The sequence below is a fragment of the Bacteroidota bacterium genome (assembly GCA_023957335.1).
GTDB lineage: Bacteria > Bacteroidota > Bacteroidia > NS11-12g > UBA955 > JALOAG01.
In genome coordinates this window covers 533,310-550,812 of record JAMLHC010000002.1, presented here as the reverse complement: position 1 = coordinate 550,812, position 17,503 = coordinate 533,310, and the positions used below count along the sequence as shown (strand labels likewise).

General features: G+C 35.7%; 16 protein-coding genes and 1 pseudogene. 7 read left to right on the top strand and 10 right to left on the bottom strand.

The annotated features are described in order from the left end of the window. The first annotated feature begins 8 nt into the window (after positions 1-8). On the top strand, positions 9-2,519 hold the full coding sequence (locus M9892_05865) for a cation-translocating P-type ATPase (protein MCO5253874.1): 2,511 nt from the start codon (positions 9-11) through the stop codon (positions 2,517-2,519). A gap of 283 nt (positions 2,520-2,802) precedes the next feature. Here M9892_05865 and M9892_05860 read toward each other — a convergent pair whose 3' ends face one another. From M9892_05860 to M9892_05840, 5 genes and pseudogenes are all read right to left on the bottom strand, one after another. Further along, positions 2,803-3,219, bottom strand: coding sequence for an arsenate reductase ArsC (locus tag M9892_05860; protein ID MCO5253873.1), 417 nt, complete (start codon positions 3,217-3,219; stop codon positions 2,803-2,805). Continuing rightward, entirely contained in the window at positions 3,216-4,250 is a 1,035-nt protein-coding gene (gene arsB, locus M9892_05855) for an ACR3 family arsenite efflux transporter (protein ID MCO5253872.1), read from the bottom strand. Before arsB ends, M9892_05860 begins: the two co-directional genes overlap by 4 nt. After that, positions 4,240-4,653 (bottom strand): OsmC family protein, encoded by a 414-nt coding sequence (locus tag M9892_05850; GenBank protein ID MCO5253871.1) that lies wholly within the window; start codon positions 4,651-4,653, stop codon positions 4,240-4,242. The genes arsB and M9892_05850 overlap by 11 nt, the downstream gene beginning before the upstream one ends. A gap of 10 nt (positions 4,654-4,663) precedes the next feature. Beyond that, a complete protein-coding gene (locus M9892_05845) occupies positions 4,664-5,503 on the bottom strand; it encodes an arsenite methyltransferase (protein ID MCO5253870.1) in 840 nt (279 codons plus the stop codon). A 28-nt stretch (positions 5,504-5,531) separates the two neighbouring features. After that, positions 5,532-5,857: pseudogene (locus tag M9892_05840) on the bottom strand (metalloregulator ArsR/SmtB family transcription factor). 309 nt (positions 5,858-6,166) lie between these two features. Between M9892_05840 and M9892_05835 the strand changes: the two are divergent. From M9892_05835 to M9892_05825, 3 genes are all read left to right on the top strand, one after another. Then, a complete protein-coding gene (locus M9892_05835) occupies positions 6,167-6,460 on the top strand; it encodes a cupin domain-containing protein (GenBank protein MCO5253869.1) in 294 nt (97 codons plus the stop codon). A gap of 16 nt (positions 6,461-6,476) precedes the next feature. Continuing rightward, positions 6,477-6,890 carry a hypothetical protein gene (locus tag M9892_05830; protein MCO5253868.1) on the top strand — a complete coding sequence of 138 codons (414 nt, stop codon included), beginning with the start codon at positions 6,477-6,479 and terminating at the stop codon, positions 6,888-6,890. Between the two features lie 155 nt (positions 6,891-7,045). After that, positions 7,046-7,273 carry a hypothetical protein gene (locus M9892_05825; GenBank protein ID MCO5253867.1) on the top strand — a complete coding sequence of 76 codons (228 nt, stop codon included), beginning with the start codon at positions 7,046-7,048 and terminating at the stop codon, positions 7,271-7,273. Between the two features lie 1,724 nt (positions 7,274-8,997). On the opposite strand, the gene M9892_05820 is transcribed toward M9892_05825, so the two are convergent. Then, positions 8,998-9,312 carry a hypothetical protein gene (locus M9892_05820; GenBank protein MCO5253866.1) on the bottom strand — a complete coding sequence of 105 codons (315 nt, stop codon included), beginning with the start codon at positions 9,310-9,312 and terminating at the stop codon, positions 8,998-9,000. A gap of 1,286 nt (positions 9,313-10,598) precedes the next feature. Here M9892_05820 and M9892_05815 point away from each other — a divergent pair. After that, positions 10,599-10,979 carry a hypothetical protein gene (locus M9892_05815; GenBank protein MCO5253865.1) on the top strand — a complete coding sequence of 127 codons (381 nt, stop codon included), beginning with the start codon at positions 10,599-10,601 and terminating at the stop codon, positions 10,977-10,979. A gap of 8 nt (positions 10,980-10,987) precedes the next feature. Then, the gene (locus tag M9892_05810) at positions 10,988-13,078 is read left to right on the top strand and encodes an efflux RND transporter permease subunit (GenBank protein ID MCO5253864.1); all 2,091 of its coding nucleotides are present in this window, start codon (positions 10,988-10,990) and stop codon (positions 13,076-13,078) included. Between the two features lie 361 nt (positions 13,079-13,439). On the opposite strand, the gene M9892_05805 is transcribed toward M9892_05810, so the two are convergent. The 4 genes from M9892_05805 to M9892_05790 are packed head-to-tail and all read right to left on the bottom strand — an operon-like array spanning position 13,440 to position 15,791. Further along, entirely contained in the window at positions 13,440-13,925 is a 486-nt protein-coding gene (locus M9892_05805) for a biopolymer transporter ExbD (protein MCO5253863.1), read from the bottom strand. Positions 13,926-13,951: 26 nt separating this feature from the next. Continuing rightward, positions 13,952-14,500 (bottom strand): biopolymer transporter ExbD, encoded by a 549-nt coding sequence (locus tag M9892_05800; GenBank protein ID MCO5253862.1) that lies wholly within the window; start codon positions 14,498-14,500, stop codon positions 13,952-13,954. After that, positions 14,497-14,946, bottom strand: a complete 450-nt coding sequence (locus M9892_05795) for a hypothetical protein (GenBank protein ID MCO5253861.1) — start codon at positions 14,944-14,946, stop codon at positions 14,497-14,499. The genes M9892_05800 and M9892_05795 overlap by 4 nt, the downstream gene beginning before the upstream one ends. Before the next feature lie 11 nt (positions 14,947-14,957). Next, on the bottom strand, positions 14,958-15,791 hold the full coding sequence (locus M9892_05790) for a MotA/TolQ/ExbB proton channel family protein (GenBank protein MCO5253860.1): 834 nt from the start codon (positions 15,789-15,791) through the stop codon (positions 14,958-14,960). A gap of 220 nt (positions 15,792-16,011) precedes the next feature. Here M9892_05790 and radA point away from each other — a divergent pair, with 220 nt between their 5' ends. After that, a complete protein-coding gene (radA, locus tag M9892_05785; protein ID MCO5253859.1) occupies positions 16,012-17,364 on the top strand; it encodes a DNA repair protein RadA in 1,353 nt (450 codons plus the stop codon). Positions 17,365-17,503 lie beyond the last annotated feature (139 nt).

Below are 17,503 nucleotides of genomic sequence, written 5' to 3'. Positions count from 1 at the left end.
TTATACAAATGCCCCAATACAATATCCCCAAACAGCTTTCCGGTCTTACGGAAGCGGAACTAAAAACCTCCCGTGAGAAATTTGGTTTCAATCAGGCAGAAAACACCATAAAAAGTGCCTGGTACACGCTGTTATTTGACATTCTGAAAGAACCAATGCTGCTTTTGCTAATTGCCGTTTCGGTGATTTATGTTATAGTGGGCAATTATTCCGAAGCGCTGTTTATGTTTGGGGCTATCATTGCCGTTTCTGGAATTTCTTTTTATCAGGATAATCGCAGTAAAAAAGCTTTGGAAGCAATAGAAAAACTGAATGAACCACTCAGTACGGTGATTAGAAATTCTAAAGTGATGCAAATTCCTACGCACGAAATTGCATTGGGCGATTTGTGTATTATCGAAGAAGGGAAAATGATAAATGCCGATGGGAAAATTGTACATAGCAACGATTTTTCGGTGAATGAAGCATCACTTACCGGAGAAAGTTTTTCGGTTTTTAAAAATCCAGAAACAGACGATAATAAGGTTTACAGCGGCACTTTGGTAGTTTCCGGCTTGGCAGTGTTTGAAGTGGAAAATATTGGAGCGAAAACTAAACTTGGAAAAATTGGTCAGTCCATTCAAAACATCAAAGAAGAAATTTCACCATTGCAATTACAAATTACAAAGTTTGTAAAGTGGATGGCATTCATTGGAATTGCTGTTTTCTTGACGGTGTGGGCATATAGTTTTTTGCAATCAAGAGATATCGTTCAAAGTTTGTTGGCGGGATTAACCCTGGCAATGTCTATTCTACCAGAAGAAATTCCGGTTGCTTTTACCACTTTTATGGCATTGGGTTCCTGGAAATTGATGAAACAAGGTGTTATCATCAAGCGAAGCAGTATAGTTGAAACTTTAGGAAGCACTACTGTAATTTGCACCGACAAAACGGGCACGATTACCGAAAATTCAATGAAACTGAAAGCTCTTTTTGACTTTAAAACTAAACAGGTTTTTGACGATACAAGTTTTAATAAATCTGAACTTTCTCAACTTATTCAATTTGCGATGTGGAGCAGCGAACCCGTTCCATTTGACCCAATGGAAAAAACACTGCACAAAGTATATGCAGAAACGCAAACTTCTGACCTAAGAAAAGGTTTCCAAATGGTTCATGAATATCCGTTGGAGGGCAAACCACCCATGATGACGCATATTTTTGAAAACAATTTAGGTGAACGAATTATCGCTGCCAAAGGTGCACCGGAAGCTATTCTTGAAGTTGCTCAGCTTTCTGAAGATGAAAAAGAAAATCTTCGACAACATATCCGGGATTTCGGAAAACAAGGTTATCGTGTGTTAGGCGTTGCCAAATGTGATTTTGAAGGAAATGATTTCCCTGGAAAACAGCAAGATTTTAAGTTTGATTTTCTTGGGTTTACAGTATTTTACGACCCGCCCAAACAAAATATTCAGCAGGTTTTCAAAAAAATATACGATGCAGGGATAAAAGTAAAAATAATTACCGGAGATAATGCCGATACCACAAACGCCATTGCCCAACAAGCAGGCATTAGAAATAATGTTCCTGCTGTTACCGGTGCAGAAATAACGCATCATTCGGAAGCTGAACTGATGACACTTTCAAACGAAACTACTTTATTTACTCGTATGTTTCCGGAGGCTAAACTTGCGGTTGTAAATGCTTTGAAACAATCAGGAGAGGTCGTGGCCATGCTGGGTGATGGTGTCAATGATGCACCGGCACTCAAAGCGGCTCATATTGGTGTGGCAATGGGCAACAAAGGAACAGAAATAGCCAAAGCTGCAGCAGCCTTGGTTATCACCAACGATGATCTGGACAAACTCATTCTAGGAATAGAAGCAGGCAGAAGAATTTATACCAATATCAAAAAAGCCATTCAGTATATTATTTCCATTCATATTCCAATCATCTTGACAGTTTCTCTACCCTTGTTTTTAGGCTGGATTTATCCCAATATTTTCACACCGGTACACGTAATATTTTTAGAATTGATAATGGGACCAACCTGTTCAATCGTCTATGAAAATGAACCGATAGAAAAGAATGCTATGCAGCAAAAACCACGAAAAATGACAGAAACCTTTTTGAATTGGAGGGAATTAAGCATCAGCATTATTCAAGGATTGATGATAACTGTTGGTGTATTATTCGCCTATCAATTGGCTGTACAAAATGGAGCAAGCGAAGAAACGACAAGAGCGATAGTTTTCACCACACTTATTTTTGCCAATGTATTTTTAAGTCTTACCAACCGTTCGTTTACTTATAGTCTTTTTGAAAGTTTTAAGAATAAAAATACCCTGTTTCCATTAATAATAGGATCAACTTTAATTTTGCTATTCGCCATTGTATACATACCGGTCTTTTCAAACTTCTTTCATGTAAGCAGTTTGAATTTAAAAGATTTAGGGATTGCAATTTTGATAGCAATGGTGTCTGTATTGTGGTTTGAGGTGTATAAATGGGGAAAAAGAAATTCTAATAAAAAGTAATGCAATCGGAATAGTGAAAATAAGTTTGGAGATTGAATTTAAGAATGGGTACTGACGAGCAGTATTTTTTGACAGATTGATTTTGTTTAGCCCTACGGGCTGTGTTGTATGTTAACCCTTCTTCCACAGGCTGTCGCCTATGGATAACCAAATATAGTCCTACGGACAATTTGTGAATGTTCTCATATTTGCATAATTTGAAAAAAGGTGATTGCATCATCATGCAGGTAAACACACCTGTACTTTTCAAAATAATGTATCAGTTATTAAACTTTACTTCTACCTATAAATTATCTGCAACAAACTGTTTACAATACTCCTTTATTAACTGCCTGACTTTTCTAAATTCTTCACTAATTTCTTCGTCTGTTCCTATCGATTTTGCAGGGTCGGGAAAGTTTTGATGAAACTTTTTTGCTTTGGTTGGAAAGAATGGACAACGCTCTTTTGCATTGTCGCAAACTGTAATTACAAAATCAAAATCTATATTTCGGTATTCGTCAATATTGTTTGAGGTGTGATTAGAAATGTCAATGCCGTCTTCTTGCATTGTGACAATTGCTTTTGGGTTTACTCCGTGCGTTTCCACACCTGAACTGTAAACGTCTGCTTTTTTACCTGCAAAATAGCGTAAATAACCTTCTGCAATTTGGCTTCTGCAACTGTTTCCTGTGCAAAGCACTAAAATTTTCTTTGTCATTTTGTATAATATTTTTGTTTTAGAAATAAACTAATCTTAACCAATAAAATTAGAACTGGAACTTCTACCAATGGTCCGATAACGCCTACAAATGCCTGTGGTGAGTTGATACCAAAAACCGCAATAGCAACAGCAATTGCCAATTCAAAATTGTTGCCTGTGGCTGTAAATGCGATGGAAGCATTTTTGTCGTAAGGGATTTTCATTGCTTTATTGATGAAAAAACTAACAAAAAATATCAGTACAAAATAGATGATTAAAGGAACGGCTATCTTAATTACATCAAAAGGTAATTCTACAATTTTATTCCCTTTTAAGCTGAACATTAATACGATTGTCAACAAAAGTGCAATCAGTGTTATAGGCGAAATCTTCGGAACAAATTTATGATTATACCAATCTTTTCCTTTTTGTTTTATCAGAATATATCGGGTAAGAAAACCAGCTAAAAACGGAATACCCAAATATATCAATACGCTTTCGGTAACCGCACTCATTGAAACACTTACATCAAAATTGCCCAAACCTAAATATTTAGGCAAAACATTGATGAAAAACCAAACAAAAAAGCTATACGATAGAACTTGAAAAATACTATTCAAAGCAACAAGTAAAGCGGTGTATTCTCTGTTCGCTTTGGCTAAATCACTCCAAACTATAACCATTGCGATACATCTTGCCAAACCAATCAAGATAAGTCCTGTCATATATTCAGGTTCGTTTCGCAAAAACAAAACGGCTAATCCGAACATCAACAAAGTACCGATTACCCAATTGAGTAACAAAGAAATGGCAATTACTTTTCTATCTTGTAACGCTTTGGGCAATAAGGAATAATCCACTTTTGCTAATGGTGGATACATCATTAAAATTAATCCGATTGCCAATGGAATATTAGTTGTTCCGATTGAAACGGCATTGATATTAGTAGGAATATTTGGAAAAAAATATCCCAAACCAACACCAATTGCCATTGCTAAAAATATCCAGACCGTCAGATAACGGTCTAAGAACTTCATTTTAATATTCATCGTTTTTTACTTGAATAATTTCTCCATTTATAGTGCACGATAACTTTACGGTATTGTAGATTGTGCCAAATTTTTCAATATTCTTCTTTAGCAATACGGTATTTATATTTTCATCAGCACTGTAAATAATTAACTTGTAATTTATATTATCCATTTTCACAGGTTTTTCCGTGCGAATAGCGGACACATTTACTACGGCTTTTGCATAAGTGAAATTCATCATAGCAGAAAATCGTTCTACATTTTTTAGCATACACGCAGCAAAAGCTCCTAAAAAAAGTTCGGCAGGATTAGGTAAAATTTCTGCTGAATTTGAAGTCGTTCCAAAAGCTATCTCATTTTGCTTTATTTGTAGTATCGCATCTTTTGTTGAAACAGATGAAGCCTTAATTTGATATTCCATAATTATTTTTTTAGCAACATTTCGAACTTGGTGAACAACAATCCGCTGGCTTTTCGGCATAAACCGTTATGCTTCTAATTACCGTATCGTTTGCTTTGTATTGCGTAATTTCTTCTTCATTTAGATAATCCTTCAAAATATCGTCAGGAACAATAATCGGTTTGTCTTTTTGAATAATCATATTTGCAAATCCAACTTTGCTTACAAAGCTCAAATATTCTTCTTTATCAATCGCACTTGCCACACATCCTGCATACATTTCAGCCGCATTTTTAATTTTTTCGGGTAGTTCTCCTGTTAAAACAATATCTGAAATACTGAAATGTCCGCCTGGTTTTAATACGCGGAACATTTCGGCAAAAACCGCTTGTTTATTCGGTACAAGGTTTAAGACACAATTGCTCACAATGACATCTGCCGTATTCGCGGCTACAGGCATATTTTCAATATCACCTTGTCTAAATTCAACATTATTAAAACCCAATTTTTCTGCATTTTGCCGAGCTTTATCAATCATCGCTTCTGTAAAATCAATTCCGATAACTTTTCCAGTTTCGCCTGTTTCTGCTCTGGCAACGAAACAATCATTACCCGCTCCGCTTCCTAAATCAATAACGGTATCGCCTTTTTTGATTTTGGCAAATTGTGTAGGCAAGCCACAACCCAAACCTAAATCTGCATCGGGATTATAACCATCCAGCTCGTTGTATTCTTCGCTCATGATGTTATATACTTCGGTGCTACAACTACCTGCACCACAGCAGGAAGAAGCGTTACTTCCTTTGTCTTGTAAAGCAATTTCACTGTATTTTTGCTTTACCATTTCTTTGATTTCTTGTTCTGTTTGCATTGTATTTATATTATTAATTAGTGATTGATTAACAGCAGTTTTGCTTGGTAACTGTTGTGATGATTTTTGAAAAATAATTTTTAAGGACTTCAAAAGTTTTTTCATCAATACAATAGCAAATCGCATTGCCTTCGATGTTCCCTTTGATTAATCCTGCATTTTTAAGCTCTCAAGATGTTGCGAAACGGTTGGTTGAGCAAGTGGTAATTCATTTACGATGTCTCCGCAAATACAAGCGTTTACTTTCAATAAATGTTCTATGATTGCCACTCTTGCAGGATGTCCTAATGCTTTTGCAATAGTTGCGATTTGATTTTGTTGGTCTGTAAAGTGGTCTGTTTTTGTTGCACCCATTTTTACACTTATTTAATATTGCAATATTACGATAAAGGTTTTAATTGTAAAATAATTTTCGTGTTTTTTTTTTAAATATATTGATGGAATAAAGTTTGTTCAGGCTGTTTTATGTCCGTCTGTTGATGTTAGCACGGTCGTTTGTAGGGTTGCAACTAATTTTGCAAATTTTACAAAAAACTGATTATCGCTCGGAAATAAAAATAATGAAAAAAATTGCACAATCAAAATATTAGTTCTACTTTTGTGAGTGAATACTAACTAACTTAATTATAATAGTATGGCAACATTTGAAAAAAAGTATTCAATCTGGAAAATTCAATTGAATACACAGATGGAGGTGTTATCAGCAAACAGATAACTAAAAGCAAAGGTGGAAATTTAACCTTGTTTTCTTTTGACAAAGAACAAGGTTTATCAGAGCATAAAACACCTTACGATGCCATTGTGCAGATTTTGGATGGCGAAGCAGAAATAACGATTGGAGGTAATTTACATAATTTGAAAAAAGGTGATTGTATCATTATGCCTGCAAACATTCCACACGCATTGAAAGCAGTTGAACGCTTTAAAATGTTGTTGACAATGATAAAAGAAGAATAATCTAAATACTATTACTATGAACGGTAAAAATAACATCGCAATAGGATTTCTGACAATGGGCTTTTTTATGCTCTATGGATTCCTTTTAATTTATCTCCGTGATTTTGCACCGAACGCTAAAGAATGGGCAGAGTCATACAGCATAGGAAAACATTTTGAGACAAGACTTGCTCATGTACACGGCAACTTATTTGCATTTTTAAATATTTTGATTGGCTACTTATTAATTCAATTTAGAAATAAACTGAAACACGTAAAAGTGATTTCAGGATTAGCTCTTGCTGGATTACTTATGCCAATAGGAATATTATTGGAAGTGTATTTAGGATTACCTCCAATTTTTGTATTGATAGGTGCGATGTCAATGACTGCATCTGTAATTTGGTTGGGTATTTCATTTTTAAAAACTGATAAAATAGTTAACTTATAAAAAAGTATATCCCATTTCTATCTTCTCTTATTTTAGCAGGCTTCGGTTTACTAACGCTATTCCTTAGTTCTTCCGTAATTTTTGATTGGTTTGGAATACGAGCCAAAGAAGGAAACTATGTTTTGTTTATTGTTTGGGCAAATTTTATCAGTAGTTTGCTTTATCTTATTTCAGCTTATGGTTTTCTGAAAATAAAAAGTTGGACTTTTAAAGCCTTATCGGTAGCAACCGTCATTTTGGTAGTCGCATTGATAGGCTTGTTTATTCATATTTATTCTGGTGGTATCTACGAAACAAAAACTGTTTTCGCAATGCTATTCAGAATTAGTGTTACCATAGCTTTTACGGTTATTGCCTATTTTTCAATCAATAAAAAGAAATAAAAAAATTTATCTCATTATGTTAGTGAATACTCGCAAACTTATACTTAGCTTGATAGTTTTATCAGGCTGGAATGTAGCCCAAGCTCAAGAGGCTTGGACATTAAAACAGTGTATTGATACAGCACAAGTTCATAATAAGACTTTGCAAATCAATCGTAACAATATATCCATCAGTGAACAACGAAAAAAAGCGCAACTAACCTCATTCCAAAGATTACTACAATGCCGATTACAAATACTGTGAATTTGCACCTTTTGCAGCTAATGCCGATGAACGCACTCAATCCACAAGCACCAGAAAGACAATTCCAGTTTTGTTGGTATTCACTTTACAAACGTCTGGCATAATGTACAGTTGAAAACGTACTGTATAATCCACAAATTTATGGAGCAATACAAAGTACGACAACCAAAGAACTTACGAAGTGCAATTTCAAAGTCGGAAGAACAGGTTTGTTTGACATTACTACATGTAACCACAATGCTCAAATCATCGTACATCAATTGTGGCACCGGAATGATAATATTGCCCAAATACCATTTCTCAAGAATATACCATCTTGAAAGACCAACTTTTGCGGCAAAGGTAGCGATGTGAGCAAAGTAAAACTACAAGCCGAGCAACTCAACACTCAAAGGCAAAATGTAAACAACAAACTTATTCAGGTTTTGAACCGCACAAATTGAATGTGGGAATTTCATTGGGCAAATATTACTGTTGTTTCTGAAATCCAGCAAGAAGTTTTACAAAGTAATACAAAAAATGTATTGGAGCTGAAAATTATTCAAAAAAGCTGAAATCAAGCACCAACTATGGTGATTAAAAACATTAGACAATCAAGATTTTTGCCTTCGCTCAACGATTTATTTCCTACGAACAGCGGTTTTAATTATGACAAAAGCTAACGGTGCTACGAAATTCTATCCGATTGGTTTGCAGGAATACAACTAAACTTCACCCTCTTTTTAATGGAACGGTTACACAGCGAAAAATCAATCAAAAGAAATTGGAGATTACCAACAATGATTTGCAATCAAATTCAATTTTGAAAGAATGATATGAAGTTGAAAATGCTATCCGACAAAAAACAATTGCACAATCCACCATCACGAATACCGAAGTCAATTGGCAGCAAAGCAATTACTAGTCAAACTGTTTTACAATAAGCAGAACAACGAACTACCTGAAATGTTTATTGGCAATGTGCCTTCGTGAACTTCATAAAATTACCTGAATGCAGTCATTAAGATTTTGAAAACAGATTTAGAACTTAAAAATATTGAGGTCAATTAGCTAAATTAAAAAATTAAAAATTACAGTACAAAATAGATAAAATGAAAAAGATAATTTGGATAATAAACTGGAGTTGCTGTAGTTGGTATGATGATGTTCAAACTTTTTAAGCAACAAAAAAACCACAAAACAGAAAATATAATGATAAGAAAATGAAATTTTCATTAATTATTGTTTAATCGGAATACAAATATTGTAGATGCAGAGCAACTATACAGGTACGCAGGCCGAATAAGGAAACAAAAATCAGTGCAAGTATTCAGGAAAAATCAATGCCGTTTTATTGGATGTGGGGAGTTATGTTTCCAAGACTGACACTTGTTCAATTGGATAATTCAGCTAATTCAAGCTGGCTGCAAACAGTTGAAGTCCAAATTGAGGATTGGAAGATGATGTAAAACGATACGCCATTTTAACGAGCTGATATGACTCAAATTGTACAATTGGAAAAAGCAGAATTAGGTTTGAAATCCGCAAAAGTTCGAAACGCTTTGTTAGAGCAAATCAACAAAACTTCTGTTAAAGCTCCCATACCAACGTTGCCAGTAACTGCTAAACTCAATGAAGAAGCAGTTTTACGCTCACGGGAAGCTCCTTGTTTCAAAATTACAGACATAAGTACTTTTATAACTTTACGGTTAATGTTCCAATGATTTGGTAAAATTCCAAAACAACCAAACTTTAAATCAATGGAAGATGTTGTCCCGACGTTTCCACCTGAATAAGTATCAATGATAGGAAGCAAAGCCAATATGGGCAACAGTTTTCCAATTCAATTTCAGGGTTACAGAAACACCAAAAATCTAAGTATTAAATCAGGAATGTTTGGAAAGTAGTCTTTCAGAAAGCGAACAAGAACAAGGTATTCTTATTCCCACATCTGCCATTATTGAAGAAAATGGAATTGCAAAGTTTATGTCATAAAAAACGGAAAAGCCGTATTGCCTATTACAACTACTAAAACTATTGGGAGCCAAGCGCTTGTTTAAGTGACTTTGAAAGAGAACGATATCATCGTTACAAACGGATTTATCAATCTTTTTGACGGAGCAAATATTTCAATTAAAAATTAGATTACGATTAAGAAATCTTTGAAATGAAAAGAATATCATACAACAAAAAGAGTTTGCTTTTGCAATAGAATGGTGAACTGTTTCAAATATCTGCAAAAGGAAAAGAAAGGAATTTGTCTTATCAAACAAATACTTCGTTCAGGACAAGTATCGGAGCAAGCATGAAAGTCTATCGGAGGTGCTTCTGATAGATTTCTTGCCAATTAACCATCCTACAAGAAGCAGAAACAATTTATTGGTTAAAACACTTCGTACTACACACCTGTTTCAGAAAAGGAATTTAATTCTTTGCACTGTGTACCAGGAAAATCTGTAAAATATTGAGCCAAAATCCAGATTACTCTCGAGTCCGTAATTCCTTAATTTTTAAATTCCATAATTAACTATCGAACATTACAGAAATATCAATCAACACCATCGCTGATTATCATTGCTTTCAATGTTCTTACTATTAGATGTCGTTTTACAAATTTTGAGTTATGAATTAATGCACGATTTAATCAACCTGTTGTGGTAATTAAACAGTCTATCACGGAGCGAGCCCAACAATTGGAAACTTCAGTTTCTCAAAAATTGAAGATGCTCTTTGTTTGGGTGTAGATTTATTTTAGTAACGAAGATATTTTAATACCTCATCATTATTGCCAATCTGAAATATGGTACTGGTTGGGCAAGCAATGCAGGATGCACAGCATTATTGACAATATTAAAAAGGATTTACCAAAAGATATTCAAAATCCGGTAATGAGTAAGAAGTTCACCAAACGATTTGGTAATGTCGTAAGTGCTACAAGCGATTTAAATGACAGACTTTTATAAAAAAATGGAAAGGATGATTATCTGCCTCAAATTCAGAAACTAAAAAAGGAGTAGCGGAAATTACCATCTTGGCAGAAGGCGAGAAGATGGTGAAAAAGGTGGACAAGATAAATTGAAGCTCTAAGTTTAACATCAGTAGTTGAAGCCATTAACCGTTCGGGAATTGATTTACCTGCCGGAAAAGTTCAAACCGACCAAAGAAAACAGTTCAGTGCGTTTGGCAAATTCAATGACTGAAGTAACATTAAAAATGCTACAAATTGCAATACCAATCTACGAACGAAGGTCTGTTTATGTGAAAGGTTTTACAAATATGGTGGTTGGCATTAAAGAAAACAGCTCTAACAACGAATGCAACGGTAAAAATGGTATCGGGCTTTTAATCAACAAAGCGATGGTAGTCACTGTTGATGCTACAATTCGTCAACTTTGTTTTCAAACCATTGAAAAAAACAATGCTTCTAATAACGTAAAATTTGTAGTTACGGACGACAGCAGGATAATACCATTGCTGCTGTAAATTCGGTAGTGTTTGATTTGATTTTGGCGGTTATTTTGGTTTCTATCGTAATGCTATTGTTTTTGAGAAGCTACCGAAATTCTTTGATTGTTGCAGTTGCCATTCCTACTTCATTGATTACTGCTTTTGGAACAATGTGGTTGTTGGGTTATACGCTTAATTTGATGACACTTCTTGCAATGTCTTTAGTGATTGGTGTTTTGGTGGACGATGCCACGGTAGTTTTAGAAAATATTCAACGCCATTTGGATATGGGAAAAGACAAGCGAAAAGCCGCTATGGACGGACGAATGGAAATTGGTTTTTCTGCATTGTCTATTACATTGGTGGATGTGGTGGTGTTCTTACCTATCCTTTTCTTACAGGTTTTTGTGGCGGATATGCTCAAGCAATTTTCTGTTGTAATTATTGTAACGGTATTGACGAGTTTGTTAGTCGGGTTTACACTTACACCTTGGTTAGCTTCCCGAATTGGAGAGAAAGAAAACCTCCAGCCTACCAATTTTTTCAATCGATTTTTACTTTGGTTTGAACATCAATTAGATAAATTTATTGCGTGGTATGGCGGTAAATTAGATTGGGTTTTAAAACATAAACTCATTTTTACAGGCTTCGTGATTTTTCTTTTTATTGGAACTGCCGTAATGATGAAGCAAGGAATTATCGGTAAAGAACTCATTGCAACGGGAGACCAAGGTAAATTTCGTTTAGGATTAGAATTTGATAAAAATACTTCCATTCAGCAAAACAATTTGATTTCAGAAAAAATTGAAACCTACATATTACAACAACCCGAAGTAGCCTCGTTGTTTAGCAATGTTGGCGGGCCAAGTACAGGTATTGGAAGTTTGGGCGTAGGTTCTGCGAATAAATCGGAATTTACTATTCAATTAAAACCAAAAAAGGAAATCAATAATCTTTCTACCGAAAGGTTTATGACTGATTTGCGTGAGGATTTGCAAACAAAATTCTCAGGTATTAATTATTCGATTAGTGGCTTAGGTTTAATCCCAAAAACAGCACCCATTGAAATTACATTGAGTGGTTCAGAACTAAATCAGGTAATGCAAACAGCACAAAATTTAAAATCAGTAATTGAAAAAATACCCGGTGCAGACAATGTTCGCTTATCTGTTGAAGCAGGGAGCCCGGAACTAAAAGTAATTCCGGACAGAGATAAGATGCAACGCTTAGGCTTGAATACTGCTTATGTGGGAATGAATTTGCGTACTGCTTTTTCTGGAAACGATGATGCAAGCCTAACTGAAAATGGAACAGAATATCCTGTACGAATTTGGTTAGATAAATTTAGTCGTCAAAATTATGATGATATTAATAATTTGAATATTGTCAATCCAATGGGCGTTCCAATTGAAGTTTCGCAGTTTTCAACGATTGAAAAAGACAATTCGCCCTCTTTATTAGAACGAAAAGACCGACAACCAGCTATTACCTTAACTGCCGATGCTTTGGGTCGCCCTTCAGGAACAGTAGCCGATGAAGTTGTAGCTTATGTAAAAAATAATCCTTTACCTACTGGCATTGAAATGACTTGGGGAAGCGATATAAAAAGGCAAAACGACAGCTTTGGAGCATTGGGTTCTGTACTGATAATATCATTTATTCTGATTTATCTCATTATGGTTGCTTTGTATGATAGCTATATCTATCCATTTGTAGCCTTATTTGCTATTCCGGTTGCAGCTATTGGTGCATTTTTAGCCTTGAATTTATCGTTAAGTCATTTAAGTTTATTTGCGTTATTAGGTTTGATTATGTTAATGGGATTAGTAACCAAAAACTCTATTTTAATTGTTGATTTTACCAATCAATTAAAAGCCGAAGGAAAACCGTATCGTCAAGCCATTATCGAAGCAAGCAAAGGCAGAATGCGACCTATTTTAATGACTACTTTATCAATGGCAATCGGAATGTTACCGATAGCATTAGCCACTGGAACATCAGCCGAATGGAAAAACGGATTGGCGTGGGTAATTATCGGAGGTTTACTTTCTTCATTGGTATTAACCATTTTCTTAGTGCCAATGGTGTATTATGTAGTAGATAGAGTGAAGGAGAAATTAAAAGTGAAAAATTAAAAATTGCCGAAAGGGATTTATGCCGTTCATATTCTCCACGATGAAAATAATAAAACAGCAACTGAACAACCACAATCAATAATCAAAATGTTCAATACCGACAATGGTTTGCAAGGACAACGGACAAGAATCACTGTCTATAACATCGGTTTTGCAAGCGAGCGTGAGAAGTGCTTCATATCAGCATGTGTGCTAAATTAAAGTTCGTTTTTTCGATTAAACATTTGTATTAAAAATCTGCTCCTCCGCTAAGCCAAAAACCAATATGATACAATTACAATCTGTTCGGAAAGACCTGTTTACAGACACAAAAAAACCGCTGCATAAGAGTACAGCGGTTTTGGTTTATCTTCTATTTAGTTTATCTTCCGTTATAGTCAATCTGACCGTGGTGGGTAGAATAGTTCAATTTGAGTGCATTTGCTTCTCTTAATTGTTGTTTAACATCCGTAATTATACCCATCTTTACATCTCTGTCAGCTTTGATAGAAACCACAATTTTGCCTCTATTATACTCCGGCTGTGCGGCTCTTCTCATCTCAATCCAAGCGGGAATCTCTTTGGCGTTATTGATGATAGCATCATTCAACTGAATACGAGGGGAGGTTCCATATAATTCTTCAAAGCGAGGATTAGGAACACCCACATAAATAAAACTTGTGAGCGTCTTATCTTCTAATTTTACTACCTCAGTTGCTGTTGGTGTTGCTACTTTTACTTTTAAATCGGCATCCTTCATCTTGGTTGATGTCATAAAAAAGAACAAAAGCATAAACACAATATCAGGCAAGGATGCAGTACTAATCTTAGGGGTTCCTTTACTGTCGTCTTTTCTAAATTTTGACATAATTCTTCTACTTGATTATTAATACATTATTGAACTGCATCTTCTCCAAAAACATTTTCAGGTTCTGCTTCCGAAATCTTTTGAGGGAATTTCTTTGCAATAGACTCTTGTTGTGCCTCATTCAGCTCATCATAAGCTCTGCCATATACAGAAAGTGCCTCATTATTTCTCAGTTCGTTATATCCTCTTTTTAATTCATTTTGAACTTTGATATACATCTCATAAGATGTGCCTCTGTCATTTTTGATGGAGACAATCGCTCTGGCAGGGCTTTCACTAAAATCAGGATCCACACCAAAATTTCCCACATGTCTTTTTACCAATTCGGTCAAATCTTTCAGCTCTATCAACTCACCGCGCACCAATAATTGGTCTCTGCCATTCACAAGTACATTCAAAACATTACGTTTCTTAGGATGTGCAACAGATTGATTGTTTTCAACCTTAGGGGGCAACAGAATCTGAAGACCTTTGTCCGAATCAATGGTGGTGGTAAATAAGAAATATACCAACAGCAAAAACGCCATGTCTGCCATAGATGCTGCATTAATTTCCGGAACTGTTCTTTTGCTCATTTATTTTTATTGAATACGTCTCTTACTGATACAGTAACTGAAATAATCACTGAAATAATTACAAGTGCATAAGTTGCTTTCAATGCACCGCCTATAACTTTAGAGGCATTTGTTGTAGTGACTCCACCCTTAATATAAGTTGCAGTCAGTTCGCCCGGATCAATTGCATAAAAAATTCCAAAAATTACCAAAATACCCACTAAGCCCAATCCCATATAGATTGAAGATTTAGGTTTGTTAATCAACCCTCTACCCGCCATAAACAAAGCAGTTACGATGGATAGGGCACAGAGGATATAGGTAAAAATCAACCCAAATGAGATGGCCGCAGATTCTTTAGTGCTTGCTACAACATCTGAATCTTCAGACATCAGCATAAAAATAAACACTAAAGTAAGAACGACAATCAATCCCATGAGGGTGTTTTTGATTACGTTAAATTTCATAACTCAATTTATTATTTGGTAAGTTTATTCTTAATCAGAATATCAACCAATGAAATAGAAGCATCTTCCATCTCGTTGCTGATTGATTCGATTTTTGACATGATAAGGTTATAGAAAATCTGCAAGATGATAGCCACAATCAAACCGGCAACTGTTGTCAACAAAGCCACTTTAATACCACGTGCTACCAATGCAGGAGACATATCACCTTCTCTTTCAATATCATCAAAAGCGACAATCATACCTATAACTGTTCCCAAGAAACCAAGCATGGGCGCAAGCGCAATAAACAAAGCAAGCCAAGTCAAGCCTTTTTCTAATTCGCCTACTTTAACTGAACCGTAGGAAACAACTGCTTTTTCAACGTTCTCAATACCTTCGTCTATTCTGTCAACACCTTGATAAAAAATACTGGCGATAGGACCTCTGGTATTTCTGCACTTTTCTTTGGCTGCTTCCACACCTTCGTTTAGAAGTGCATGTTCAATCTCTTCCACAAATTTTTTGGTATTGATAGAAGAAAGAAAGAGAACAATAAGTCTTTCAATGGCTACAGCTATGCCAAGGATAAGACAGAAAAGAACCAAACTCATGTAAAATGGGTCTCCTTCAATGAACTTTTCTTTGATAAACTGATTGCCGGATTTTTCTAATTGAGGTTTTTCTGTATCACCTGCAAGAACCGTATCAGGTGCTTGGGTAACCTCCGTGGTTGATGTTGCTGCTTGATCTGAAGAATCCTTTTGCTCTGTTGCAGCGGCTGCTTTATTGTCTTGAGCCAGAGTCTTGAGCGGTTGAACAAACATTAATGCTCCAACCATAATCAGAAAAAATGCTTTTTTCATGCTATTTAGATTTTGTTTTTTTTAAGAGATAGGGGTGCAAAAATAGAAAAATATTGGATTTGTAACATTTTATTAACCTAAAATGATTTTGTTCAATCCTTTACGTCTATCAACGTTTGAAAGGTGTTTTTTGATTCAAAATTCGATAATTGATTTTTTACAAAGACATGAATTTACTTCACATACGCTACATTTGAACGCACAAACGGATTGAATTAAAATGGCAAAAACAAAGAGTGTTTTTTTTTGCAGTAACTGCGGAAATGAATCTCCCAAATGGATTGGCAAATGCCCTTCTTGTGGCGAATGGAATACCTACACAGAAGAAGTTATATCTACAAAACAACGCTCCGGCAGCGTGTTGAACAAATCGGACAAGCTGCCGGAACCTATTTCAGACTCTTATGAATCGGCAGAAAACAGGCTTTTTCTTTCAGATTCCGAACTCAACCGAGTATTGGGAGGAGGAATTGTAGCCGGTTCGGTTGTGCTGCTTGGAGGAGAACCGGGAATAGGTAAATCCACACTGCTCCTGCAAAGCATGTTGCATAGCTCTTATAAATGTCTTTATGTATCCGGTGAAGAGAGCAAAACACAAGTGAATATGCGAGCAAAAAGATTGGGAATCAGAAATACAGAATGTTATATGTTGCCTGAAACTCAAATCCAAAAAGTGATTACCATTGCGAAAGAAATACAGCCTGAAATCATGGTGATTGACTCCATTCAAACCATGGAATCCGACCTAATCGAATCTGCTCCCGGAACCGTGTCTCAAGTAAAAGAATGTACGGCTTTGTTAATCCGCTATGCTAAACAAAGTGAAATCCCAATTTTTATAGTAGGACATATTAACAAAGATGGAATGCTGGCGGGTCCCAAAGTGTTGGAACACATGGCAGATGTCGTTTTGCAGTTTGAAGGAGAAAAAAACTACCAATATCGAACACTGAGAACCCTCAAAAATAGATTTGGTTCTACAAACGAAATTGGCTTATATGAAATGCTAAGCGAAGGTCTGAAAGCGGTAAGCAACCCTTCTGATATTTTACTTTCCGACAGTACGAACAACCTGAGTGGGGTTGCCATTGGTGCGGGTATGGAAGGAAATACACCTATTCTGATTGAAATACAAGCTTTGGTCAGTCCGGCTGTCTATGGAACTCCCCAACGCAACAGTACCGGTTTTGACATCAAAAGGCTCAATATGTTGTTGGCGGTTTTGGAAAAAAGGAGCGGCTTTTTGTTAACCGGAAAAGATGTTTTTGTAAACATTGCCGGAGGCTTCAAATCCAACGATCCGGGACTGGATTTGGCGGTAGCAGCAGCTCTTATATCTTCTTTTCAAGATATGCCTATCAGCAAAAACACCGCATTTGCGGGCGAAATCGGTTTGAGTGGAGAAGTCCGCCCTGCTTTCAGAATCGAACAAAGAATTTTGGAGGCGGAAAAATTAGGCTTGGAAAAAATGGTGATTTCCGAATTTGCAAAATTGACAGACTACAAGGATAGGCAAATAAAAATTATAAAGGCAGCTAAAACTGATGGCCTGCCGGAACAGATTTTTGAGTAAAATAGAGCCGTAAAATATCTAAATTAATTAGAACTACCTAACCAACACGGGTTTTCTAACTTCATTTCTCGTTTTGGATTGATATGTCAACAAATACCAACATTGATGCGAGTGTGACCACCTCATAGAAAACATATTT